The organism is Campylobacter suis (genome assembly GCF_905120475.1).
Classification (GTDB): Bacteria; Campylobacterota; Campylobacteria; order Campylobacterales; family Campylobacteraceae; genus Campylobacter_A; species Campylobacter_A suis.
The window spans coordinates 111,491-127,932 of sequence record NZ_CAJHOE010000002.1 but is presented as its reverse complement, the minus strand read 5'-3'; the positions used below and the strand labels follow the sequence as shown (position 1 = coordinate 127,932).

The following is a 16,442-nucleotide window of genomic DNA, read 5'->3' as shown; positions in this document are numbered from 1 at the left end:
TTGTCGTTTTTAAAATACTCTCAAAACATAAAGCAGCCCAAAATTTCAAAAAAACCAGCTGCTATGTAAAATAAAATCTCACTCAACATCATATATCCTTTGCGTTATTTAAGTCCCAGTCTATGGGTGTTATGCCGTGATTTTGTAAGTAGGTATTAGCCTTTGAAAAGTGTCTACATCCAAAAAATGCTCCACGCGCTAGCGGGCTAGGGTGAGCGGCGGTAAGGACTAGATGGCGGTCTTGATCTATCAAATTTGCCTTTGCTTTTGCGTAGTTGCCCCAGAGTAAAAAGACTAGGTTGTTCCGCTTTTGACTTAAAATTTTTATCACCGCATCACTAAAAGTTTGCCAGCCAAAATTTGAGTGAGAATTTGGCTCATTTGCCTTCACGCTTAGTGTGGCATTTAAGAGCAAGACGCCTTGAGCTGCCCAATGAGTGAGATCACCTGAGTTTGGCTCAGATATGCCAAGATCTGAGTAAATTTCTTTGTAGATATTTATAAGGCTAGGCGGCACACGCACACCTTTTGGTACAGAAAAGCTAAGCCCCATCGCTTGTCCTGTGCCGTGATATGGGTCTTGACCTAAGATGACAACTTTAACCGTATTAAATGGCGTGAGATTAAAGGCGTTAAAGATAAGTTTACTTGGCGGATAGACTGTGCCGTTTGCCTTTGCATCTAGTAAGTTTTGTTTGATTTTTGCAAAATAGGGGCTTAAAAACTCATCTTTTAACATCTCTTTCCAGCCAGGTTCTATTTTTACATCATCTAAATTTATCTTCATTTTGTACCTTTTTGTTTAGAATTTTGAAATTATATCAAAAATAAAACACGAATAAAAATTTCTTTAAATGTTCACAAAAAGCCAAAAATAGGCATTTTAGTAATAATAAAAAATGACTTAAAATTTAAAATTATTTATTTAATTTAAAATTAAACTTTATCGTCATATAATTTCATTAACCAATTTATTAGAAGGAGAGCTAAAATGGCAACTAGAAAAGAACATGACTTTATCGGCGAACTTGAGATAGACGACAGCGTGTATTATGGTGTGCAAACATTTAGAGCACTTGAAAATTTCCAAATGACTGGCAGAAGATTAAAAGATTATCCTTTTTTTGTGAAGGCTTTTGCTCAGATAAAAAAAGCAGCTGCACTTGCGAATAAAGAGGTCGGTGTGCTTGAGCCAAGTATCGCTGATGCGTTGGCTAAGGCTTGCGACAAGGTAATGGCTGGCGAATATGCCGATCAGTTTGTTGTGGATATGATACAAGGTGGAGCTGGTACATCTACAAACATGAACCTAAATGAAGTTTTGACAAATATTGCGCTTGAGAGCATAGGTCATAAAAAGGGTGATTACAGTGCTATACATCCAAATGACCATACAAATTTAGGGCAAAGCACAAACGACACCTATCCAAGCTCTATCAAAGTGGCTACTTATGCAAAGCTCACCGACCTACTAAAAGCTATGGAGGGACTAAAATCTGAGCTTGAGAAAAAAGCCCAGCTTTGGAAAGATGTCATAAAAATGGGACGAACAGAGCTTGAAGATGCTGTTCCTACAACACTTGGCAACACATTTAACGCATTTGCAAGCTATATTAAGAGCGACATCGAAAAGATAAAAGCTGCAAGAGAGGCTATGAGCTGCCTAAATATGGGAGCAACAGCTATAGGCACAGGCATAAACTGCCACCCAGACTACAAGGTAGCGGTGCATAAAATTTTAAGTGATATAACAGGTATAAATTTCAAACCAGCCGAAGATTTTATCGCTGCTACGCAAGATACAGCAGACTTTGTGCATGTTAGTGGTGCACTAAAAACTGCAGCCGTTCGCCTAAGCAAGATAGCAAACGACTTGCGCCTTATGAACTCAGGTCCAAGATGCGGGCTTGGAGAGATAAATTTACCACAAATGCAACCAGGTAGCTCTATCATGCCAGGTAAGGTAAACCCAGTAATATGCGAAGTAGTCGGCGAGGCTTGCTATGAAGTTATCGGCAACGATGTCACTATTATGCTTTGCTCTGAGCGTGGAGAATTTGAGCTAAATGCGTTTGAGCCAGGCATAGCGTATGGACTATTTAACTCTATCGTTATCCTTGAAAATGCGATGAAAACGCTAAGTGAGAAAGCTATTAAAAACTTGACTGCAAACCCAGAAGCTTGCTTGAAGTCAGTTCTTGGCTCAGTTGGTATCGTAACAGCATTTAACCCACATATCGGTTATGAAAAATCAGCTTCAATAGCAAAAGAGGCACTTCAAACAGGTAAAGCGGTCGGAGATATTTGCTTAGAGCGTGGATATCTAAGCAAAGAGGAGATCGATAAAATTCTAGAACCTAAAAATATGCTTAACCCAAGTATGGTAAAGTAAATTTTTAGTGAATTTAAAGAAAACATAATGATAAAAGTATTATCATTATGTTTGTATTAATTATTTTAAAACAAGGAGCTTGAAATGGATCTAATGTTGATACTGCAACTTATAGTTCTGTTTGGTGGCATCTATCTTGGCGTTCGCCTTGGTGGTATGGGGGTTGGTTACGCTGGTGGTCTTGGCGTTATCGTTTTGGCAATGCTTGGCATGAAGGTAGATATGAAGGATATCCCAATGGATGTTATTCTTATCATCGCTTCTGTTATCTCTGCTATTACAGCGTTACAAGTGGCTGGCGGACTTGATTATTTAGTGCAAGTAGCATCTAAAATTTTACGCAAAAATCCAAAGCAGATAAATATCCTAGCGCCAGTAGTTACATATTTTCTTACGATACTTGCTGGTACTGGACACACTGCGTTTTCTATGCTTCCAGTTATTACAGAGGTTGCAAAGGGTCAAAACATTAAGCCATCTGCACCGCTAGCACTTTCTGTCGTATCAAGCCAAGTGGCTATCACAGCTAGCCCTATCTCAGCGGCTTTCGTTGCGATGACTGGTGTTTGTGAAAAGCTAGGTGTTAGTTATCCGATGTTGCTATTTATATGCATTTCTACGACATTTGTAGCTATGATACTAACTTCACTTTTTGTGAATAAATTTTACGATCTTGACCTTTCAAAAGATCCTATCTATCAAGAAAGATTGGCAAAGGGTCTCGTTGCAGAAGTTAAAGAAGCTGAATATACTGAGCTAAAACCTTATGCTAAAAAATCAGTTGCTATCTTTGCTATCGGCGTTTTTGTGGTAGTTTGCTATGCTCTTGCTATCTCAAAAAGTATCGGCTTGGTTGAAAAGCCTATCCTTTCACGCGACCTAGCTATTATCAGCTTTATGCTAACTATCGGCTTTTTGATAACAGTTTTATGTAAGGTAGATACTGGTAAGTTGCTTTCAACTAGTACTTTCCAAAGTGGCATGCAAGCGTGCATCTGCGTCCTTGGTATTGCATGGCTAGGAACTACATTTGTTAATGGTCACCTTGATGGCATTAAAGAGGTTGCAAAAGATGTGGTTACTCAGTATCCATTTGTTCTAGCAATCGCACTTTACTTCCTAAGCTGCTTACTATACTCACAAGCAGCTACAACTCGTGTTATGATGCCAGCAGTTGCGGCAGCACTTGGTATGACTGGTCCTGAAAATGCACAAGATGTTTGGATATTAGTTGCTTCATTTGCAGCTGTTTCTGGACTTTTCGTGCTTCCTACATACCCAACTACACTTGGTGCTATCGCTATGGATGATACTGGAACAACTAAGGTTGGTAAATTTATCATCAACCACTCGTTCTTTATCCCTGGTACCATTATGGTTACTATTTCAGTCGTTTTAGGCTTTATAATCGCACCAGTTCTTTTATAAAATTTATAGCCAAGAGATTTTTCTCTTGGCTCTTTTTTAAGGAGTAAAATTTGAAAAGAATAGGTATTTTAGGCGGTATGGGACCGCTTGCTACTATTGATATTTATTCAAAAATGGTAGAGCTTACAAATGCTAAAAAAGATCAAGATAATATACCTATCATTATAGACAACTACCCGCAAATTCCAGATCGTACGGCTTATATTTTACATGGTGGGGCTGATCCATATCCGTTTATGAAAGAGGCGGCATTAAGGCTTAAGGGTGCTGGCTGTGAGGCTATTTGCATAGCTTGTAATACTGCTCACTATTTTGCGGATAGATTAGTTAGTGAATGCGGTGTTAATGTTTTACATATTGCAGATATTGCCGTTGCTGCTATCAGGAAAAATTTTCCAAATGCTAAAAAAATCGCCGTTATAGCAACAACTGGCACAACTCAGGCTGGAATTTATTCAAAGCGCCTTGAAGCTCAAGGGTTTGAGATAGCAGATATTAGTAAAAACCAGCTAGATGACATAATGGACTGCATTTATAAAGGTGTTAAGGCAAATAATACCGCCGCATACACAGAACTTTTTAATAAAACTATAAATGACATCCAAGCAGATGTGTATATAGCCGCTTGCACGGAAATTCCTATCCTTATGCCATTTGCAGACAAAAAGGATAAATTTATCGACGCTACACTTGAGCTTGCAAAAGCTGGCGTTGAGTTTAGTTTAAAATAACCAATCTTTATGTAATTTTAGCCCCTATTTTGGGGGCTTATCAGCTTTGCACCTTATCGCTTAATAAGACAGCTATAAATTTTGTGTTTGGATTTGTATCAAATGCTATTTTAAGACTCATAGTAAGTGGTATGGCAAGAAACATACCTCCTATACCAAATAAAAATCCCCAAAAAAGCAAGCTAAGCAACACGACTAATGTGCTAATCCCAAGCCCGCGACCAAGAAATTTTGGCTCTATGAAATTGCCTATTATTATATTTGTTGCTAGATAAAGTAAAATGACCCAAAATATAGTTGCAAAATCATTTAAAAGTAGTGTAACTAAGATAGCTGGCAAGGCTGCGACTATAGAGCCGATAGTTGGTATAAAGTTAAGCACAAATGCTACGACACCCCAAAGCGGGGCATAGGCAACCCCAAGCACATTTAGACCTATCCAAACTATAATCCCCGTAGCAAATGAAGCTAAAAATTTTATCGCAAGGTATCGTTTTAGGTTTGATATAAAGGTATCAACTATATGTTGTGCGCTTGCATTTTTACTTGCAAAATACTCCACTTTTTGAACAAAAATATGCTTTTCAAATAGCATAAATGTAATGAGTAAAAATATAAAAAAGCTCTTTGTAAGGATCTCGGTGCTACTTCGTAAAAGCTGGGTTAGTGTATTAAAAATTTTATTTGGATCAAAGTCATTTTGCAAGATGTTGCTCATTTCAAGTCCGTATTTTGAGGCAAAAAGTGCCATACTTTGGCTAAATGCATTAAATTTTACTTGCAGTTCTGGTAAGTGTCCGACAAGCCCATTTATCGTCTTTATCACAACATTGCCTATAAAGCCAAGTGCTGAGAATATAACAGCTACAACGATCACAAACGCAACTATGCGAGGTAGTTGAAATTTCATCAAAAAATCAATCGCAGGCGATATGACGATAGCTATAAACACAGCTATTAAAAACGGCAAAACAACGACATTGGCTGCCTTTAATCCAGCCGCAACAACAACAAAACTCGCGATATATACTATGATGAGGTTATTTCTCAACTTTGTCCTTTAAATTTTGATATGATTGTACCAAAAATTTTTTAAATTTTTTAGAAGTGAGTAAAAATTTAAGTGTCAAATAAAATATAGTTTGGAGCCAAAATTGAGTATATTTTTTAATTATTCTCAAATTTTATACTATTTTGATAAATATTGAGCTAAAATAAATTAAATTCTTAAAAGGAGCAGACATGAGACAGTATGAAACATATAAGTGCCAAAAATGCGGAAACGAAGTAGAGGTTCAAAAAGTTGGTGGTGGCAAGCTTGTTTGTTGCGGTGAAGAGATGGTTTGCACGACAAAAGACCTAACGGCTGTAAATTTGATGAAAGCCTTTGCTGGCGAATCACAAGCCAGAAACAAGTATGAGCTTTATGGTGATCTTGCACGAGAAGCTGGTTATCATGCCATAGCAAAGCATTTTTATGAGGCTGCTGAAAATGAAAAATGGCACGCAAGAGCCGAGTTTAAAGCCTATCATGAGCTTATAGATGATCCTATTGACAAGCTTGATAAAAATTTACTTGACGCTGCGGCTGGAGAAAACTATGAACATACAACAATGTACCCAGACTTTGCAAAGATAGCAACTGATGAAGATAAAAAAGCCATAGCAAGGCTATTTACAGCTATAGGTAAAGTTGAGGTTGAGCATGAAAGAGAGTATTTAGAGCTTAAAAAGATGCTTGATGAAGAGGGATTTTTTGCTAGTGATGAAGAGGAGACTTGGGTTTGTGAAGTGTGCGGACATGTTCATCGTGGCAAAAAAGCACCTGGAGCCTGTCCATTGTGTAAGGCTGAGCGAGAATACTTTAAACGAGAATTTCTGGGCTAAAGCACTCACTCAAAAGCAAAATTTAGCCTAGAAATGTTATGATACTAGGCTAAAAAGGATAAATATGAGTGAGAAAATTTTTAAAAATTTACAAACTTTTTTAACGCAAAGCAGTACAAAATTTAGAGTGCTAGAGCATGAAAATGCTGGGACTAGTGAGCTTGTGGCTAAGGCTAGGGGAACTCACTTGGGGCAAGGCGCAAAAGCTTTGGTGTGCTGTGTTAAAGGTGTAAATGAGATAGACACGCCTTGTGTGGTACCTCAAAATTTACGCCTTGATGCCACGCAGCCTAGCGGACGAAATGGTAGAGTTTATGTTTTAGCTGTCTTGCCTGCTGATCATAAGGCGGATTTGGATGCTTTGGCAACTGAACTTGGTGGCAAAAAAGCGTCTTTGGCAAGCACCCAGGAGATAGCGAGTCTAACTGACTGTGTCATTGGCTCGATACCGCCATTTAGCTTTCATGAAAAGTTAATGCTTGTTGTTGATGAAAATTTATTCAAAAGATTTGATGAGATAGCTTTTAATGCAGGCTTGCTTGATAGATCTATCGTGCTTGATGTAAAAGACTATGCAAGAATTTGCGGTGCTAAAGTTATAAAATTTGCAAACTTATAGGCATTAAAAACAGGTTTTTCTTTTTATTTCTGTTTTTTAAAAATCTTAAAAGTCTATACTCAAAGCCCATTGACTAAACGGTACTATCTCACACTTTATCCCTTCTATCGCCATTTCGCCTTGATTTGCAACGCTAATGATTTGCAGTTTTTTGACACCTAATTTTTTTAAAGTAGCGTGAAGTTTTTTAAATTTTAATATAAGCAAGTCGTGCTCACTAAAGGGATTACATATGATGGCAAGCTTCCTTTTATTAAGGAAAAAATCAAGCTCTTTTGTATAAAAAATTTGCTCATTAAATTTATCTAGTTCACAAAAAACCACATTTAAGAAATTTTTATTAAAATCTTTTTTAAAACTTAGTGCATTTCTCATTGCAAAGTCGCTAAAAAATAGCCGCTTTGCTGCATTAGGTTCATTAAATTTTTCAATTAAATTTATCATGCCAATATTTTGAAGCTCTGCAAATGACGCATATACACTATCTTTTGAGACTTTTATTCTTTCTTTTAGCTCTTTAAAAATTTCATACACGCTTATATTTTCACTTGTGTGTTTGGCACACTCTCTTAAGACATTTAAAGTGGTTTTATCAAGTGCTTTTTGGATTAAATTTTGTATATTTTCGCTTACTTCGGTTGTGTCAGTAAAGGTATTTTTGGGTATTCTGCCATGTGCCAGATAGTGGCTAAAAAGCATGTCGGCATCTAGGTTTTTTCGGAAAAAAGCTATAAATTCTTCGTAGTCAAGATATGGCAAATTTAGTTTTGTAAAATTTGAAAGCTGAGCTGTTTTGTCGGCTGTTGTTATGAGTAAAATTTCGGTGTTTAGATTAGTTAATATGTGAAAGTCAGCCATACTTGCATTATCTATACAAACAGCTTTTATATTAGGCTTTTGCGACAAAAACTCAGATAAATTTAAAAGAATTTCATCACTTTTAGCTCGTAAATCAGATAAATTTATGTAAAGTCTCTCATCTTGCTTAAAATTTGCTAGATATTCACAAACAAGTGTTGTTTTACCACTGCCAAAACCGCCGATTATTAGCGTTTTTGGTGAAGTTATTTGCATTTTTCGGTTTATAAATTTCACACTTCTTAAGGGCTGATTATAAAAATATTCTAAAATTTTCATTTTTATCCTTTTAAAAAGGAAATTATAACAAATTTTAGGTCAAAAATGTATTTTAAATTAAATTTAATTTTTATTGATTTTTAAGTGGGGGGTAGAATACAAAAACATAAATCAGTAGCTAAAAAGGATACGATATGATACGAATTTTAATCAATTGTGTTTAGTTTTGTATTTTCAAATGCCTTGCTTGATGATATCAACACAAAATGCCAGGCTAGAGATCCGTATGCTTGTTGCACAATGGGCGGAATTTATCAATTTGCATTCGATACCTATGGTGTAAAGTAAGACTTTAAAAAGGCGAAAGAATTTTATGAAATGGGTTGCAGTAATGGCAATTATAGATCCTGCAATAATCTCGGGTTTATGTATGAAAAAGCTCAAGGCGTAAAACAAGATTTTAAAAAAGCACTCGAACTATATGAGAAATCTTGTAGAGGTGGCGATCAGTTGGGTTGCAATAATCTAGGTGCATTAAAAGCTCATATCAGCAAAGACTCAAAAGATAGACAATCAGTAGTAGAAGGCGTATTTCAAGCGTGTTTTGCTGGAGAATTTTTGAGTTGTGGTAATTTGGGTATGGCATTTTTTGAGCAAAACGATATAGATAGCGCTATAAAATATCTATCAAAAGCTTGTATACTGGGTGAAAAAGATAAAAATGTAAAGCTAAATCCAGAATTGGAAGAGCTATGAAATGGTTATTGTAATTTAGCGTTTATGCTAATTAAGAGAATAGAAAACAAATAAAACAAAGCAAGAACACAGCAATATAAAAACTTTCCTTTCTAAAAGGAAATAAATTCATAAAATTTGATACAAAAACATATTAATTCTTGATTTCTTAAGTAAATTTTAGTATAATCGCGTTCTCTTTACGAAAGATTTCATATCTGTTTGCACGATTTCAAGCCCTAAAAAGCCAAAATAATCCTCTGTAAATTTATCTATGTAAAGAGGTCGCGAGTTGCGACAAGTTCTTTTTAAAGGAAAAATCATGGAAAGAATCAGGCTTAAGCTAAAAGCTTATGACCACAGAGTTCTAGACCGCACAGTTGCAGCAATAGTAGAAGCTGTCAAACGAACTGGTGCTGATGTCCGCGGACCAGTGCCTATGCCTACGAAGATCAAACGCTACACAGTCTTGCGTTCTCCACATGTGAACAAAGACTCAAGAGAGCAGTTTGAGATGAGAATTCATGCGCGTATTCTTGACATCGTCGCAGCTACTCCAGAAACCGTAGATAGCCTAACAAAACTCGACCTAGCTCCAGAAGTAAATGTCGAAGTTCGTGCTATGAAGTAAGCGGATAAAAGGATAATAGTATGGAATATATCGTAGAAAAAATCGGCATGAGTAGAACAGTCTCTGCTCAAAGCACACCAGTTACACTACTAAGACTTGTTGAAGCTAAGGTATGTGAAGTTGATGCAAACAAGCGCGCTATCGTTGCTTACGCAGATACAAAAACAAACAACAAAGCCATAGCTGGTCAGCAAAAAAAATACAACCTAACTGCCGAGTTTAACAAATTTGCAACCTTAACAGTAGCAAACACAGAAGCAGGCGCTCTTGATGTTGCTCCATTAAGTGAAGCTAAGGTTTTAAAAGTTAGCTTTAACTCAAAAGGTAGAGGCTTTCAGGGTGTTGTAAAAAGACACGGATTTGCTGGCGGTCCAAAGAGCCACGGTTCGCGTTTTCACAGACGCCACGGTTCAATCGGTAACTGCGAATGGCCAGGTCGCGTTCAGCCAGGTATGAAGATGGCGGGACATATGGGCAACGAAAAAGTTACTGTTAAAAATGAGCTAGTAAGCTTTGATGCAGAAAATGGCATAGTTGTTGTCAAGGGTTGTGTGCCAGGACATAATGGCGCAATGGGCAGAATAAGGATTGTAAAATGAGTAAAGTTTTAGTATTAAATGAAAAATTTGAAAAGTCAGGCGAGCTAGCGCTTCCTGCAGACTTTGCAGAAGTAAACCCACACAATCTTTATCTCTATGTTAAGTCTTACTTAGCTAGCATGAGAGCAAACACAGCTCATACGAAAACTCGTGCTTTTGTAAGTGGTGGCGGTAAAAAACCTTGGAGACAAAAGGGTCGTGGCGGTGCAAGAGCTGGTTCAACTAGAACAAATGTATGGGTTGGCGGTGCAGTAGCTTTTGGTCCTTCAAATAATAAAAATTACTTCCAAAAGGTAAATAAAAAGCAAAAAAGACTTGCTCTTGAGTTTGCACTTAACGAAAAAGCTACAGCTGGTAAGCTATTTGCCGTTGATAGCATTGCAGTTGAAAGTGGTAAAACAAAAGATGCAGCTAAGATTATCAAAGCTCTAAATTTAAGAGATGCGCTAATCGTTAAAGATTTGCTTGATGATAAGACGCTTTTAGCATTTAGAAACTTAGCAAACTGCTATGTTGTAGATGCGAGCGAGGTAAATGCCTATTTGGTAGCAACATATAGTGCCGTTATCGCTGAGAAAGCAGCACTACAAACTATAACAAAAGAGAGCTAAAATGGCAGATATAACTGATATCAAAACAATTATTTATACAGAAAAAACTCTTGGCCTTCAAGAACAAGGCGTTGTAGTTATCCAAACTTCACCAAAAGTTACAAAAAATGGCTTGAAAGAAGTTTTAAGAGAGTATTTCGGTGTAACGCCACTTCGCATAAATTCACTTAGAATGGACGGCAAAGTTAAGCGTTTTAGAGGTAGAGTTGGCGTAAGAGATGACTTCAAGAAATTTTACGTAAAACTACCAGAGGGCGTAAGCCTAGAGAACACGGAGGCATAAGATGGCAATAAAATCATATAAACCATATACCCCTAGCCGTAGATATATGACTGGACTAAGTTCAGAAGATATCACAGCTAAGCCAAGCGTAAGAAGCCTTCTTGTTAAACTTCCAGCAACTGGCGGTAGAAATAACAACGGTCGTATCACATCTCGCCATAAAGAGGCAGGTGCAAAAAAACTATATCGTATCATCGACTTCAAGCGTAGAAAATTTGGCATCGAAGGTAAAGTTGAAGCGATCGAGTACGATCCAAACAGAAACTGCCGTATCGCACTTATCGCTTATAAAGATGGCGAAAAGCGCTATATCATCAGACCAAGCGGCTTAAATGTAGGTGATGTTATCGGCTCAATAGATGAAGGAGCACTTGACATTAAACCAGGTAACGCTATGAAGCTACGCTTTATCCCAGTTGGTACTATCGTACATAACATAGAGCTTAAGCCTGGCAAAGGTGCTCAGATAGCTCGTTCAGCTGGTGGTTATGCTCAGCTAATGGGTAAAGAGGAAAAATATGTCATCGTTCGTATGCCAAGTGGCGAGATGAGACAAATTTTAGCTGAGTGTATGGCAACTGTTGGCGTTGTTGGCAATGAAGACTGGGCAAACGTAACTATCGGTAAAGCTGGTCGTAACCGTCACCGCGGTATCCGCCCACAAACACGTGGTTCTGCAATGAACCCAGTAGATCACCCACACGGTGGTGGTGAGGGCAAGAAAAACTCAGGCCGTCATCCAGTTACACCATGGGGCAAACCAACTAAGGGTGCTAAAACTCGCCGTAAAAAAGCAAGCGATAAGCTTATAATTTCAAGAAGGAAAGGAAAATAGAGATGGCTAGATCACTCAAAAAAGGTCCTTTCGTAGATGATCATGTAATGAAAAAAGTTGATGCTGCTAAAAAGGCAAATGACAACAAACCTATCAAAACTTGGTCAAGACGAAGCACAATCGTGCCTGAGATGATAGGACTAACATTTAATGTTCATAATGGCAAGAGCTTTATACCTGTGTATGTTACAGAAAACCACATCGGCTATAAACTTGGCGAATTCGCTCCAACACGCACATTTAAGGGTCACAAAGGCTCAGTGCAGAAGAAAATCGGTAAGTAAGGAGCGGTAAAATGAGTAAATCAACAATAAAATTTGTAAGACTTTCGCCTACAAAAACTAGACTTATCGCTCGTGAAGTTCAGGGTATGAATGCTGAGCTCGCACTTGCTAGTCTTAGCTTTATGCCAAATCGCGGTGCAAAATTTATCGCTAATGCTATCAGCACAGCTGTGGCAAACGGCGGTTTTGAACCAGAAGAGGTTATAGTGAGTAGCTGCCGCGTGGATGCTGGTCCGGTATTAAAGAGATTTCGCCCTAGAGCAAGAGGAACTGCGAGTAGAATTCGCAAACCAACTTCTCATATAATGGTAGAAGTATCTAAAGCTGAAAAGAAGGAAGCATAATATGGGACAAAAAGTAAATCCAATAGGTCTTAGACTAGGTATCAACCGCAACTGGGAGTCACGCTGGTTTCCTTCTAAGCAAAACCTTGCAGAGAATATCGGTGAAGACTATAAAATTCGTGCATTTTTAAAGAAAAAACTTTACTATGCAGGTGTTAGCCAAATTCTAATAGAAAGAACGGCTAAGAAGCTTCGTGTAACAGTAGTAGCTGCTCGCCCTGGTATCATCATTGGTAAAAAGGGTTCAGATGTTGAAATTCTTAAAAATGATGTTGCAAAGCTAATTGGCAAAGATGTAAATATCAACATCAAAGAAGAGAGAAAGGCACAAGCTTCAGCTCAGCTAGCGGCTGAAAATGTTGCTATGCAGCTTGAGCGTCGTGTTGCTTTCCGCCGTGCAATGAAAAAAGTTATCCAAGGTGCACAAAAATCAGGCGCTAAAGGTATTAAAATTTCAGTAGCAGGTCGTTTGGGCGGTGCTGAAATGGCAAGAACTGAGTGGTATCTAGAGGGTCGCGTGCCACTTCATACACTTAGAGCAAAGATTGATTACGGTGTAGCAGAAGCACATACGACTTATGGAAACATAGGCATAAAAGTATGGATATTTAAAGGCGAAGTACTTCAAAAAGGTGTTCAACCAGAGCGCAATGAAGAGGAAAAAGCCGACAGAAAACCACGTAGAGCAAGAAGAGGTAAATAATCATGTTGTTACCAAAAAGAACGAAATTTCGTAAACAAATGAAAGGCCGTAACCGCGGCTATGCAACTCGTGGCACCAATTTATCAACAGGCGAATTTGCACTAAAAGCAACTGAAGCAGGTCGTGTTAATTCACGCCAGATAGAGGCTGCTCGTCAGGCACTTACTCGTCATGTTAAAAGACAGGCTAAAATTTGGATCAGAGTTTTCCCTGATAAACCATTAACTAAAAAGCCACTTCAAACTCGTATGGGTAAAGGTAAAGCAGGTGTTGAAGAGTGGGTAATGAATATTAAACCAGGTCGCATCATTTATGAACTAGCTGGCGTTAGCGAGGAACTAGCTCGCGAAGCACTAACTCTAGCGATGCATAAACTGCCTTTTAAAACAAAATTTGTAACGCGAGAGAGTGAAAATGAAATATACTGAGATTAAAGACAAGAGCGTTGCAGAACTAAACGCGATGTTGAAAGAGAAGAAGGTGCTTTTATTTACACTAAAGCAAAAGTTAAAAACTATGCAGTTAAGTAACCCTAACGAGATTCGTGCTATTAAAAAAGAGATAGCTCAGATCAATACTGCAATTAGTGCTACGAAGTAAGGGGCTAAAGATGGCATTAAAAAGAGAAATTCAAGGCGTAGTTTTGCAAAAAGCTGGCGACAAAACAGCTACTATTTTGGTAGAAAGACGCGTTATGCATCCAAGATACCATAAATTTGTAAAACGATTTAAAAAATATATGGTTCATGATGAGAAAAACGAGCTAAATGCAGGCGATACTATCGTAGCTATCAAGTGCAGACCACTTTCTGCTCGTAAAAATTTCCGCCTAAAAGCTGTTCTTGCAAAGGGAGTTGAGTAATGATTCAAAGTTTTACAAGACTTGCAGTTGCTGATAACAGTGGCGCAAAAGAGCTAATGTGTATTAAGGTTTTAGGTGGTAGCAAGAGAAGATACGCAACACTTGGCGATATCATCGTTTGCTCTGTAAAAAAGGCTTTACCAAACGGCAAGATCAAAAAAGGTCAAGTTGTTAAAGCAGTTGTTGTTAGAACTAAAAAAGAAGTTCAAAGAGAAAACGGCTCACTTATTAGATTTGATGAGAACGCAGCTGTTATCCTAGACAACAAAAGAGAGCCAGTAGGAACTCGTATCTTTGGACCAGTTGGTCGTGAGGTTAGATATGCTAACTTTATGAAGATTGTTTCACTTGCTCCGGAGGTGTTATAATGGCAAATGTAAAATTTAAAATCAAAAAAGGCGATAATGTAAAAATCATCGCTGGAGATGATAAGGGCAAAACAGGCAAAGTTCTTGCGGTTTTGGCTAAAAAAGGTCAAGTTCTAGTTGAGGGTTGTAAGCTAGCTAAGAAAGCTATTAAGCCAAGTGACAAGACTCCAAACGGCGGTCACATCAACAAAGAAATGCCAATAGACATCTCAAATGTTGCAAAAGTTGAGGAGTAAGAGGATGAGTAGATTAAAAGATAAATTTAACGAGAGCATAAAGCCTGCACTTGTTAAAGAATTTGATATTAAAAACCCTATGCTTATCCCAGCTCTTGAGAAGATCGTTATTAGTGTTGGAGCAAATGAGTCTGCAAAAGATCAAAAAGTGCTTCAAAATATGGCTGATACTATCTCGCTTATCGCTGGTCAAAAAGCAGTTATCACAAATGCTAAGAAATCAGTAGCGGGCTTTAAAGTTCGTGAGAATTTCCCAGTTGGCATCAAGGTAACGCTAAGAAAAGAAAATATGTTTGCATTTTTAGATAAGCTTATAAGCGTTGCGCTTCCGCGTGTTAAAGACTTCCGTGGTTTACCAAAAAATGGCTTTGACGGCAGGGGCAACTATAACTTTGGTCTTAGCGAACAGCTAATGTTCCCTGAGGTTGAGTATGATAAAATTTTACGCACTCACGGTATGAACATAACTATCGCTACAACAGCTAACAACGATAAAGAGGCATTCAAATTGCTAGAGCTATTTGGCTTGCCGTTTGCAAAAGGAAAGTAATATGGCTAAAAAATCAATGATAGCAAAAGCTGCTCGCAAGCCAAAATTTGCGGTTCGTGGCTATACAAGATGCCAAATTTGTGGACGACCGCACTCTGTTTATCAAGACTTTGGAATTTGCCGTGTTTGTCTAAGAAAAATGGCTAATGAGGGTCTTATCCCAGGTCTTAAAAAAGCAAGCTGGTAAGGAGCGAAAATGTTAAATGATCTTATTTCAGACGGACTAACCCGTATCAGAAACGCTTCTATGAGAAAGCTAGAGACAACAAAGCTTCTTTACTCTAAAGTTGTTGAAGCAACTCTTTCGATCCTAGTAACAAAAGGCTACATCGAGAGCTTTAATGTCGTAGAAGAGGGCAACAAAAAATTTATCAATGTTGTCTTAAAGTATGATGATCACGGCAGAAGTGTTATAAACGAACTAAAGAGAGTTTCAAAGCCAGGTCGCCGCGTTTATCAAGGCAAAGATGAAATTAAGCGTTTTAAAAATGGCTACGGAACTATTATCGTGAGCACAAGCAAGGGCGTTTTAAGTAACGAAGATGCTCATAAAGCTGGTGTTGGTGGTGAAATTCTCTGCACAGTTTGGTAAGAAATTTTGGCATTAAACGCCAAAATTTAGTTTTTACATTGCCTATACTTTAGGCGATGTATTTAGTTTTACGGCATTGTGGTGTTGATTCAAGATAGTAGCAACACACTAGACAAGTAAAAGGAAAAAAATGTCACGTATAGGAAAACAGCCGATAGCTATTCCAGCTGGAGTAGATATTAGCGTAGATAATGGTGTCCTGAAATTTAAAAAGGGCAACCTTACAAAAGAACTAGATACAAAAAATAATGTTGATGTGAAGGTAGAAAACGGTACTTTAACTTTCTTAGCAAAAGGTGAAGACCGTCAAAGCCGTGCGTTTTGGGGAACATACCGTGCACTTGCAAACAACATCGTTGTAGGTCTCACAACAGGCTTTACTCGCCAACTTGAGATTAACGGTGTTGGTTATAAAGCAGCAGTTAAGGGTAAAATTCTTGAGCTAACGCTTGGTTTTTCACACCTTATCAACTATGAACTTCCTGAGGGCATCGAAGCAAGCGTTGAAAAAAATGTCATCACGCTAAAAGGTAGTGATAAGCAGGTTATAGGTCAAGTTGCAGCTCAAGTTAGAGGCTTCCGCCCACCAGAGCCATACAAAGGCAAGGGTGTTAAGTATGTAGAAGAGCGCATCATCCGCAAAGCGGGCAAAACATCTAAGAAGTAAGGGATAGT

Annotated in this window: 26 protein-coding genes; 23 read left to right on the top strand and 3 right to left on the bottom strand. The window is 38.0% G+C overall.

What is annotated here, in order from left to right; all coding sequences use genetic code 11:
- Nucleotides 1–88: 88 nt before the first annotated feature.
- On the bottom strand, nt 89–787 hold the full coding sequence (gene ung / locus LQV35_RS05585) for a uracil-DNA glycosylase (protein ID WP_230056889.1): 699 nt from the start codon (nt 785–787) through the stop codon (nt 89–91).
- Nucleotides 788–991: 204 nt separating this feature from the next.
- Between ung and LQV35_RS05580 the strand changes: the two genes are divergently transcribed.
- The 3 genes from LQV35_RS05580 to cuyB all read left to right on the top strand — a co-directional run bounded on the left by LQV35_RS05580 (nt 992) and on the right by cuyB (nt 4,551).
- Entirely contained in the window at nt 992–2,392 is a 1,401-nt protein-coding gene (locus LQV35_RS05580; RefSeq protein WP_230056888.1) for an aspartate ammonia-lyase, read from the top strand.
- An 84-nt stretch (nt 2,393–2,476) separates the two neighbouring features.
- Nucleotides 2,477–3,820: an anaerobic C4-dicarboxylate transporter gene (locus tag LQV35_RS05575; protein ID WP_230056887.1), complete on the top strand. Its 1,344-nt coding sequence runs from the start codon at nt 2,477–2,479 to the stop codon at nt 3,818–3,820.
- Nucleotides 3,821–3,870: 50 nt separating this feature from the next.
- Entirely contained in the window at nt 3,871–4,551 is a 681-nt protein-coding gene (gene cuyB / locus LQV35_RS05570; RefSeq protein WP_230056886.1) for a cysteate racemase, read from the top strand.
- A 40-nt stretch (nt 4,552–4,591) separates the two neighbouring features.
- On the opposite strand, the gene LQV35_RS05565 is transcribed toward cuyB, so the two are convergent.
- Nucleotides 4,592–5,602: an AI-2E family transporter gene (locus tag LQV35_RS05565; RefSeq protein ID WP_230056885.1), complete on the bottom strand. Its 1,011-nt coding sequence runs from the start codon at nt 5,600–5,602 to the stop codon at nt 4,592–4,594.
- A 191-nt stretch (nt 5,603–5,793) separates the two neighbouring features.
- Between LQV35_RS05565 and LQV35_RS05560 the strand changes: the two genes are divergently transcribed.
- A complete protein-coding gene (locus LQV35_RS05560) occupies nt 5,794–6,438 on the top strand; it encodes a ferritin family protein (RefSeq protein ID WP_230056884.1) in 645 nt (214 codons plus the stop codon).
- A gap of 64 nt (nt 6,439–6,502) precedes the next feature.
- On the top strand, nt 6,503–7,057 hold the full coding sequence (locus LQV35_RS05555) for a YbaK/EbsC family protein (RefSeq protein WP_230056883.1): 555 nt from the start codon (nt 6,503–6,505) through the stop codon (nt 7,055–7,057).
- 45 nt (nt 7,058–7,102) lie between these two features.
- On the opposite strand, the gene LQV35_RS05550 is transcribed toward LQV35_RS05555, so the two are convergent.
- On the bottom strand, nt 7,103–8,194 hold the full coding sequence (locus LQV35_RS05550) for an ATP-binding protein (RefSeq protein ID WP_230056882.1): 1,092 nt from the start codon (nt 8,192–8,194) through the stop codon (nt 7,103–7,105).
- Between the two features lie 318 nt (nt 8,195–8,512).
- Between LQV35_RS05550 and LQV35_RS05545 the strand changes: the two genes are divergently transcribed.
- The 18 genes from LQV35_RS05545 to rplF all read left to right on the top strand — a co-directional run bounded on the left by LQV35_RS05545 (nt 8,513) and on the right by rplF (nt 16,434).
- Nucleotides 8,513–8,890 (top strand): tetratricopeptide repeat protein, encoded by a 378-nt coding sequence (locus LQV35_RS05545; RefSeq protein WP_268250091.1) that lies wholly within the window; start codon nt 8,513–8,515, stop codon nt 8,888–8,890.
- 301 nt (nt 8,891–9,191) lie between these two features.
- Nucleotides 9,192–9,500: a 30S ribosomal protein S10 gene (gene rpsJ / locus LQV35_RS05540; RefSeq protein ID WP_230056880.1), complete on the top strand. Its 309-nt coding sequence runs from the start codon at nt 9,192–9,194 to the stop codon at nt 9,498–9,500.
- A gap of 20 nt (nt 9,501–9,520) precedes the next feature.
- The gene (gene rplC, locus LQV35_RS05535; protein WP_230056879.1) at nt 9,521–10,099 is read left to right on the top strand and encodes a 50S ribosomal protein L3; all 579 of its coding nucleotides are present in this window, start codon (nt 9,521–9,523) and stop codon (nt 10,097–10,099) included.
- On the top strand, nt 10,096–10,710 hold the full coding sequence (gene rplD, locus LQV35_RS05530) for a 50S ribosomal protein L4 (protein ID WP_230056878.1): 615 nt from the start codon (nt 10,096–10,098) through the stop codon (nt 10,708–10,710). The genes rplC and rplD overlap by 4 nt, the downstream gene beginning before the upstream one ends.
- 1 nt (nt 10,711) lies before the next feature.
- Complete coding sequence (locus tag LQV35_RS05525; protein WP_230056877.1) at nt 10,712–10,993, top strand: 50S ribosomal protein L23; 282 nt, start codon at nt 10,712–10,714, stop codon at nt 10,991–10,993.
- A gap of 1 nt (nt 10,994) precedes the next feature.
- Nucleotides 10,995–11,828 carry a 50S ribosomal protein L2 gene (gene rplB / locus LQV35_RS05520; RefSeq protein WP_230056876.1) on the top strand — a complete coding sequence of 278 codons (834 nt, stop codon included), beginning with the start codon at nt 10,995–10,997 and terminating at the stop codon, nt 11,826–11,828.
- Nucleotides 11,829–11,830: 2 nt separating this feature from the next.
- Nucleotides 11,831–12,112 (top strand): 30S ribosomal protein S19, encoded by a 282-nt coding sequence (rpsS, locus tag LQV35_RS05515; protein ID WP_229932812.1) that lies wholly within the window; start codon nt 11,831–11,833, stop codon nt 12,110–12,112.
- Between the two features lie 11 nt (nt 12,113–12,123).
- On the top strand, nt 12,124–12,456 hold the full coding sequence (gene rplV / locus LQV35_RS05510; RefSeq protein WP_230056875.1) for a 50S ribosomal protein L22: 333 nt from the start codon (nt 12,124–12,126) through the stop codon (nt 12,454–12,456).
- A gap of 1 nt (nt 12,457) precedes the next feature.
- Entirely contained in the window at nt 12,458–13,159 is a 702-nt protein-coding gene (gene rpsC / locus LQV35_RS05505; protein WP_230056874.1) for a 30S ribosomal protein S3, read from the top strand.
- A 2-nt stretch (nt 13,160–13,161) separates the two neighbouring features.
- Complete coding sequence (rplP, locus tag LQV35_RS05500) at nt 13,162–13,587, top strand: 50S ribosomal protein L16 (protein WP_230056873.1); 426 nt, start codon at nt 13,162–13,164, stop codon at nt 13,585–13,587.
- Entirely contained in the window at nt 13,574–13,759 is a 186-nt protein-coding gene (rpmC, locus tag LQV35_RS05495) for a 50S ribosomal protein L29 (protein ID WP_230056872.1), read from the top strand. Before rplP ends, rpmC begins: the two co-directional genes overlap by 14 nt.
- A gap of 10 nt (nt 13,760–13,769) precedes the next feature.
- The gene (gene rpsQ / locus LQV35_RS05490; protein WP_230056871.1) at nt 13,770–14,021 is read left to right on the top strand and encodes a 30S ribosomal protein S17; all 252 of its coding nucleotides are present in this window, start codon (nt 13,770–13,772) and stop codon (nt 14,019–14,021) included.
- A complete protein-coding gene (gene rplN, locus LQV35_RS05485) occupies nt 14,021–14,389 on the top strand; it encodes a 50S ribosomal protein L14 (RefSeq protein ID WP_229932806.1) in 369 nt (122 codons plus the stop codon). The genes rpsQ and rplN overlap by 1 nt, the downstream gene beginning before the upstream one ends.
- A complete protein-coding gene (gene rplX / locus LQV35_RS05480) occupies nt 14,389–14,625 on the top strand; it encodes a 50S ribosomal protein L24 (RefSeq protein ID WP_230056870.1) in 237 nt (78 codons plus the stop codon). The genes rplN and rplX overlap by 1 nt, the downstream gene beginning before the upstream one ends.
- 4 nt (nt 14,626–14,629) lie before the next feature.
- On the top strand, nt 14,630–15,175 hold the full coding sequence (gene rplE / locus LQV35_RS05475) for a 50S ribosomal protein L5 (protein ID WP_230056869.1): 546 nt from the start codon (nt 14,630–14,632) through the stop codon (nt 15,173–15,175).
- Between the two features lies 1 nt (nt 15,176).
- Nucleotides 15,177–15,362, top strand: coding sequence for a type Z 30S ribosomal protein S14 (locus LQV35_RS05470; protein WP_034970020.1), 186 nt, complete (start codon nt 15,177–15,179; stop codon nt 15,360–15,362).
- 9 nt (nt 15,363–15,371) lie between these two features.
- Nucleotides 15,372–15,767, top strand: a complete 396-nt coding sequence (rpsH, locus tag LQV35_RS05465; RefSeq protein WP_230056868.1) for a 30S ribosomal protein S8 — start codon at nt 15,372–15,374, stop codon at nt 15,765–15,767.
- 130 nt (nt 15,768–15,897) lie between these two features.
- Nucleotides 15,898–16,434 (top strand): 50S ribosomal protein L6, encoded by a 537-nt coding sequence (gene rplF / locus LQV35_RS05460; RefSeq protein ID WP_230056867.1) that lies wholly within the window; start codon nt 15,898–15,900, stop codon nt 16,432–16,434.
- Nucleotides 16,435–16,442 lie beyond the last annotated feature (8 nt).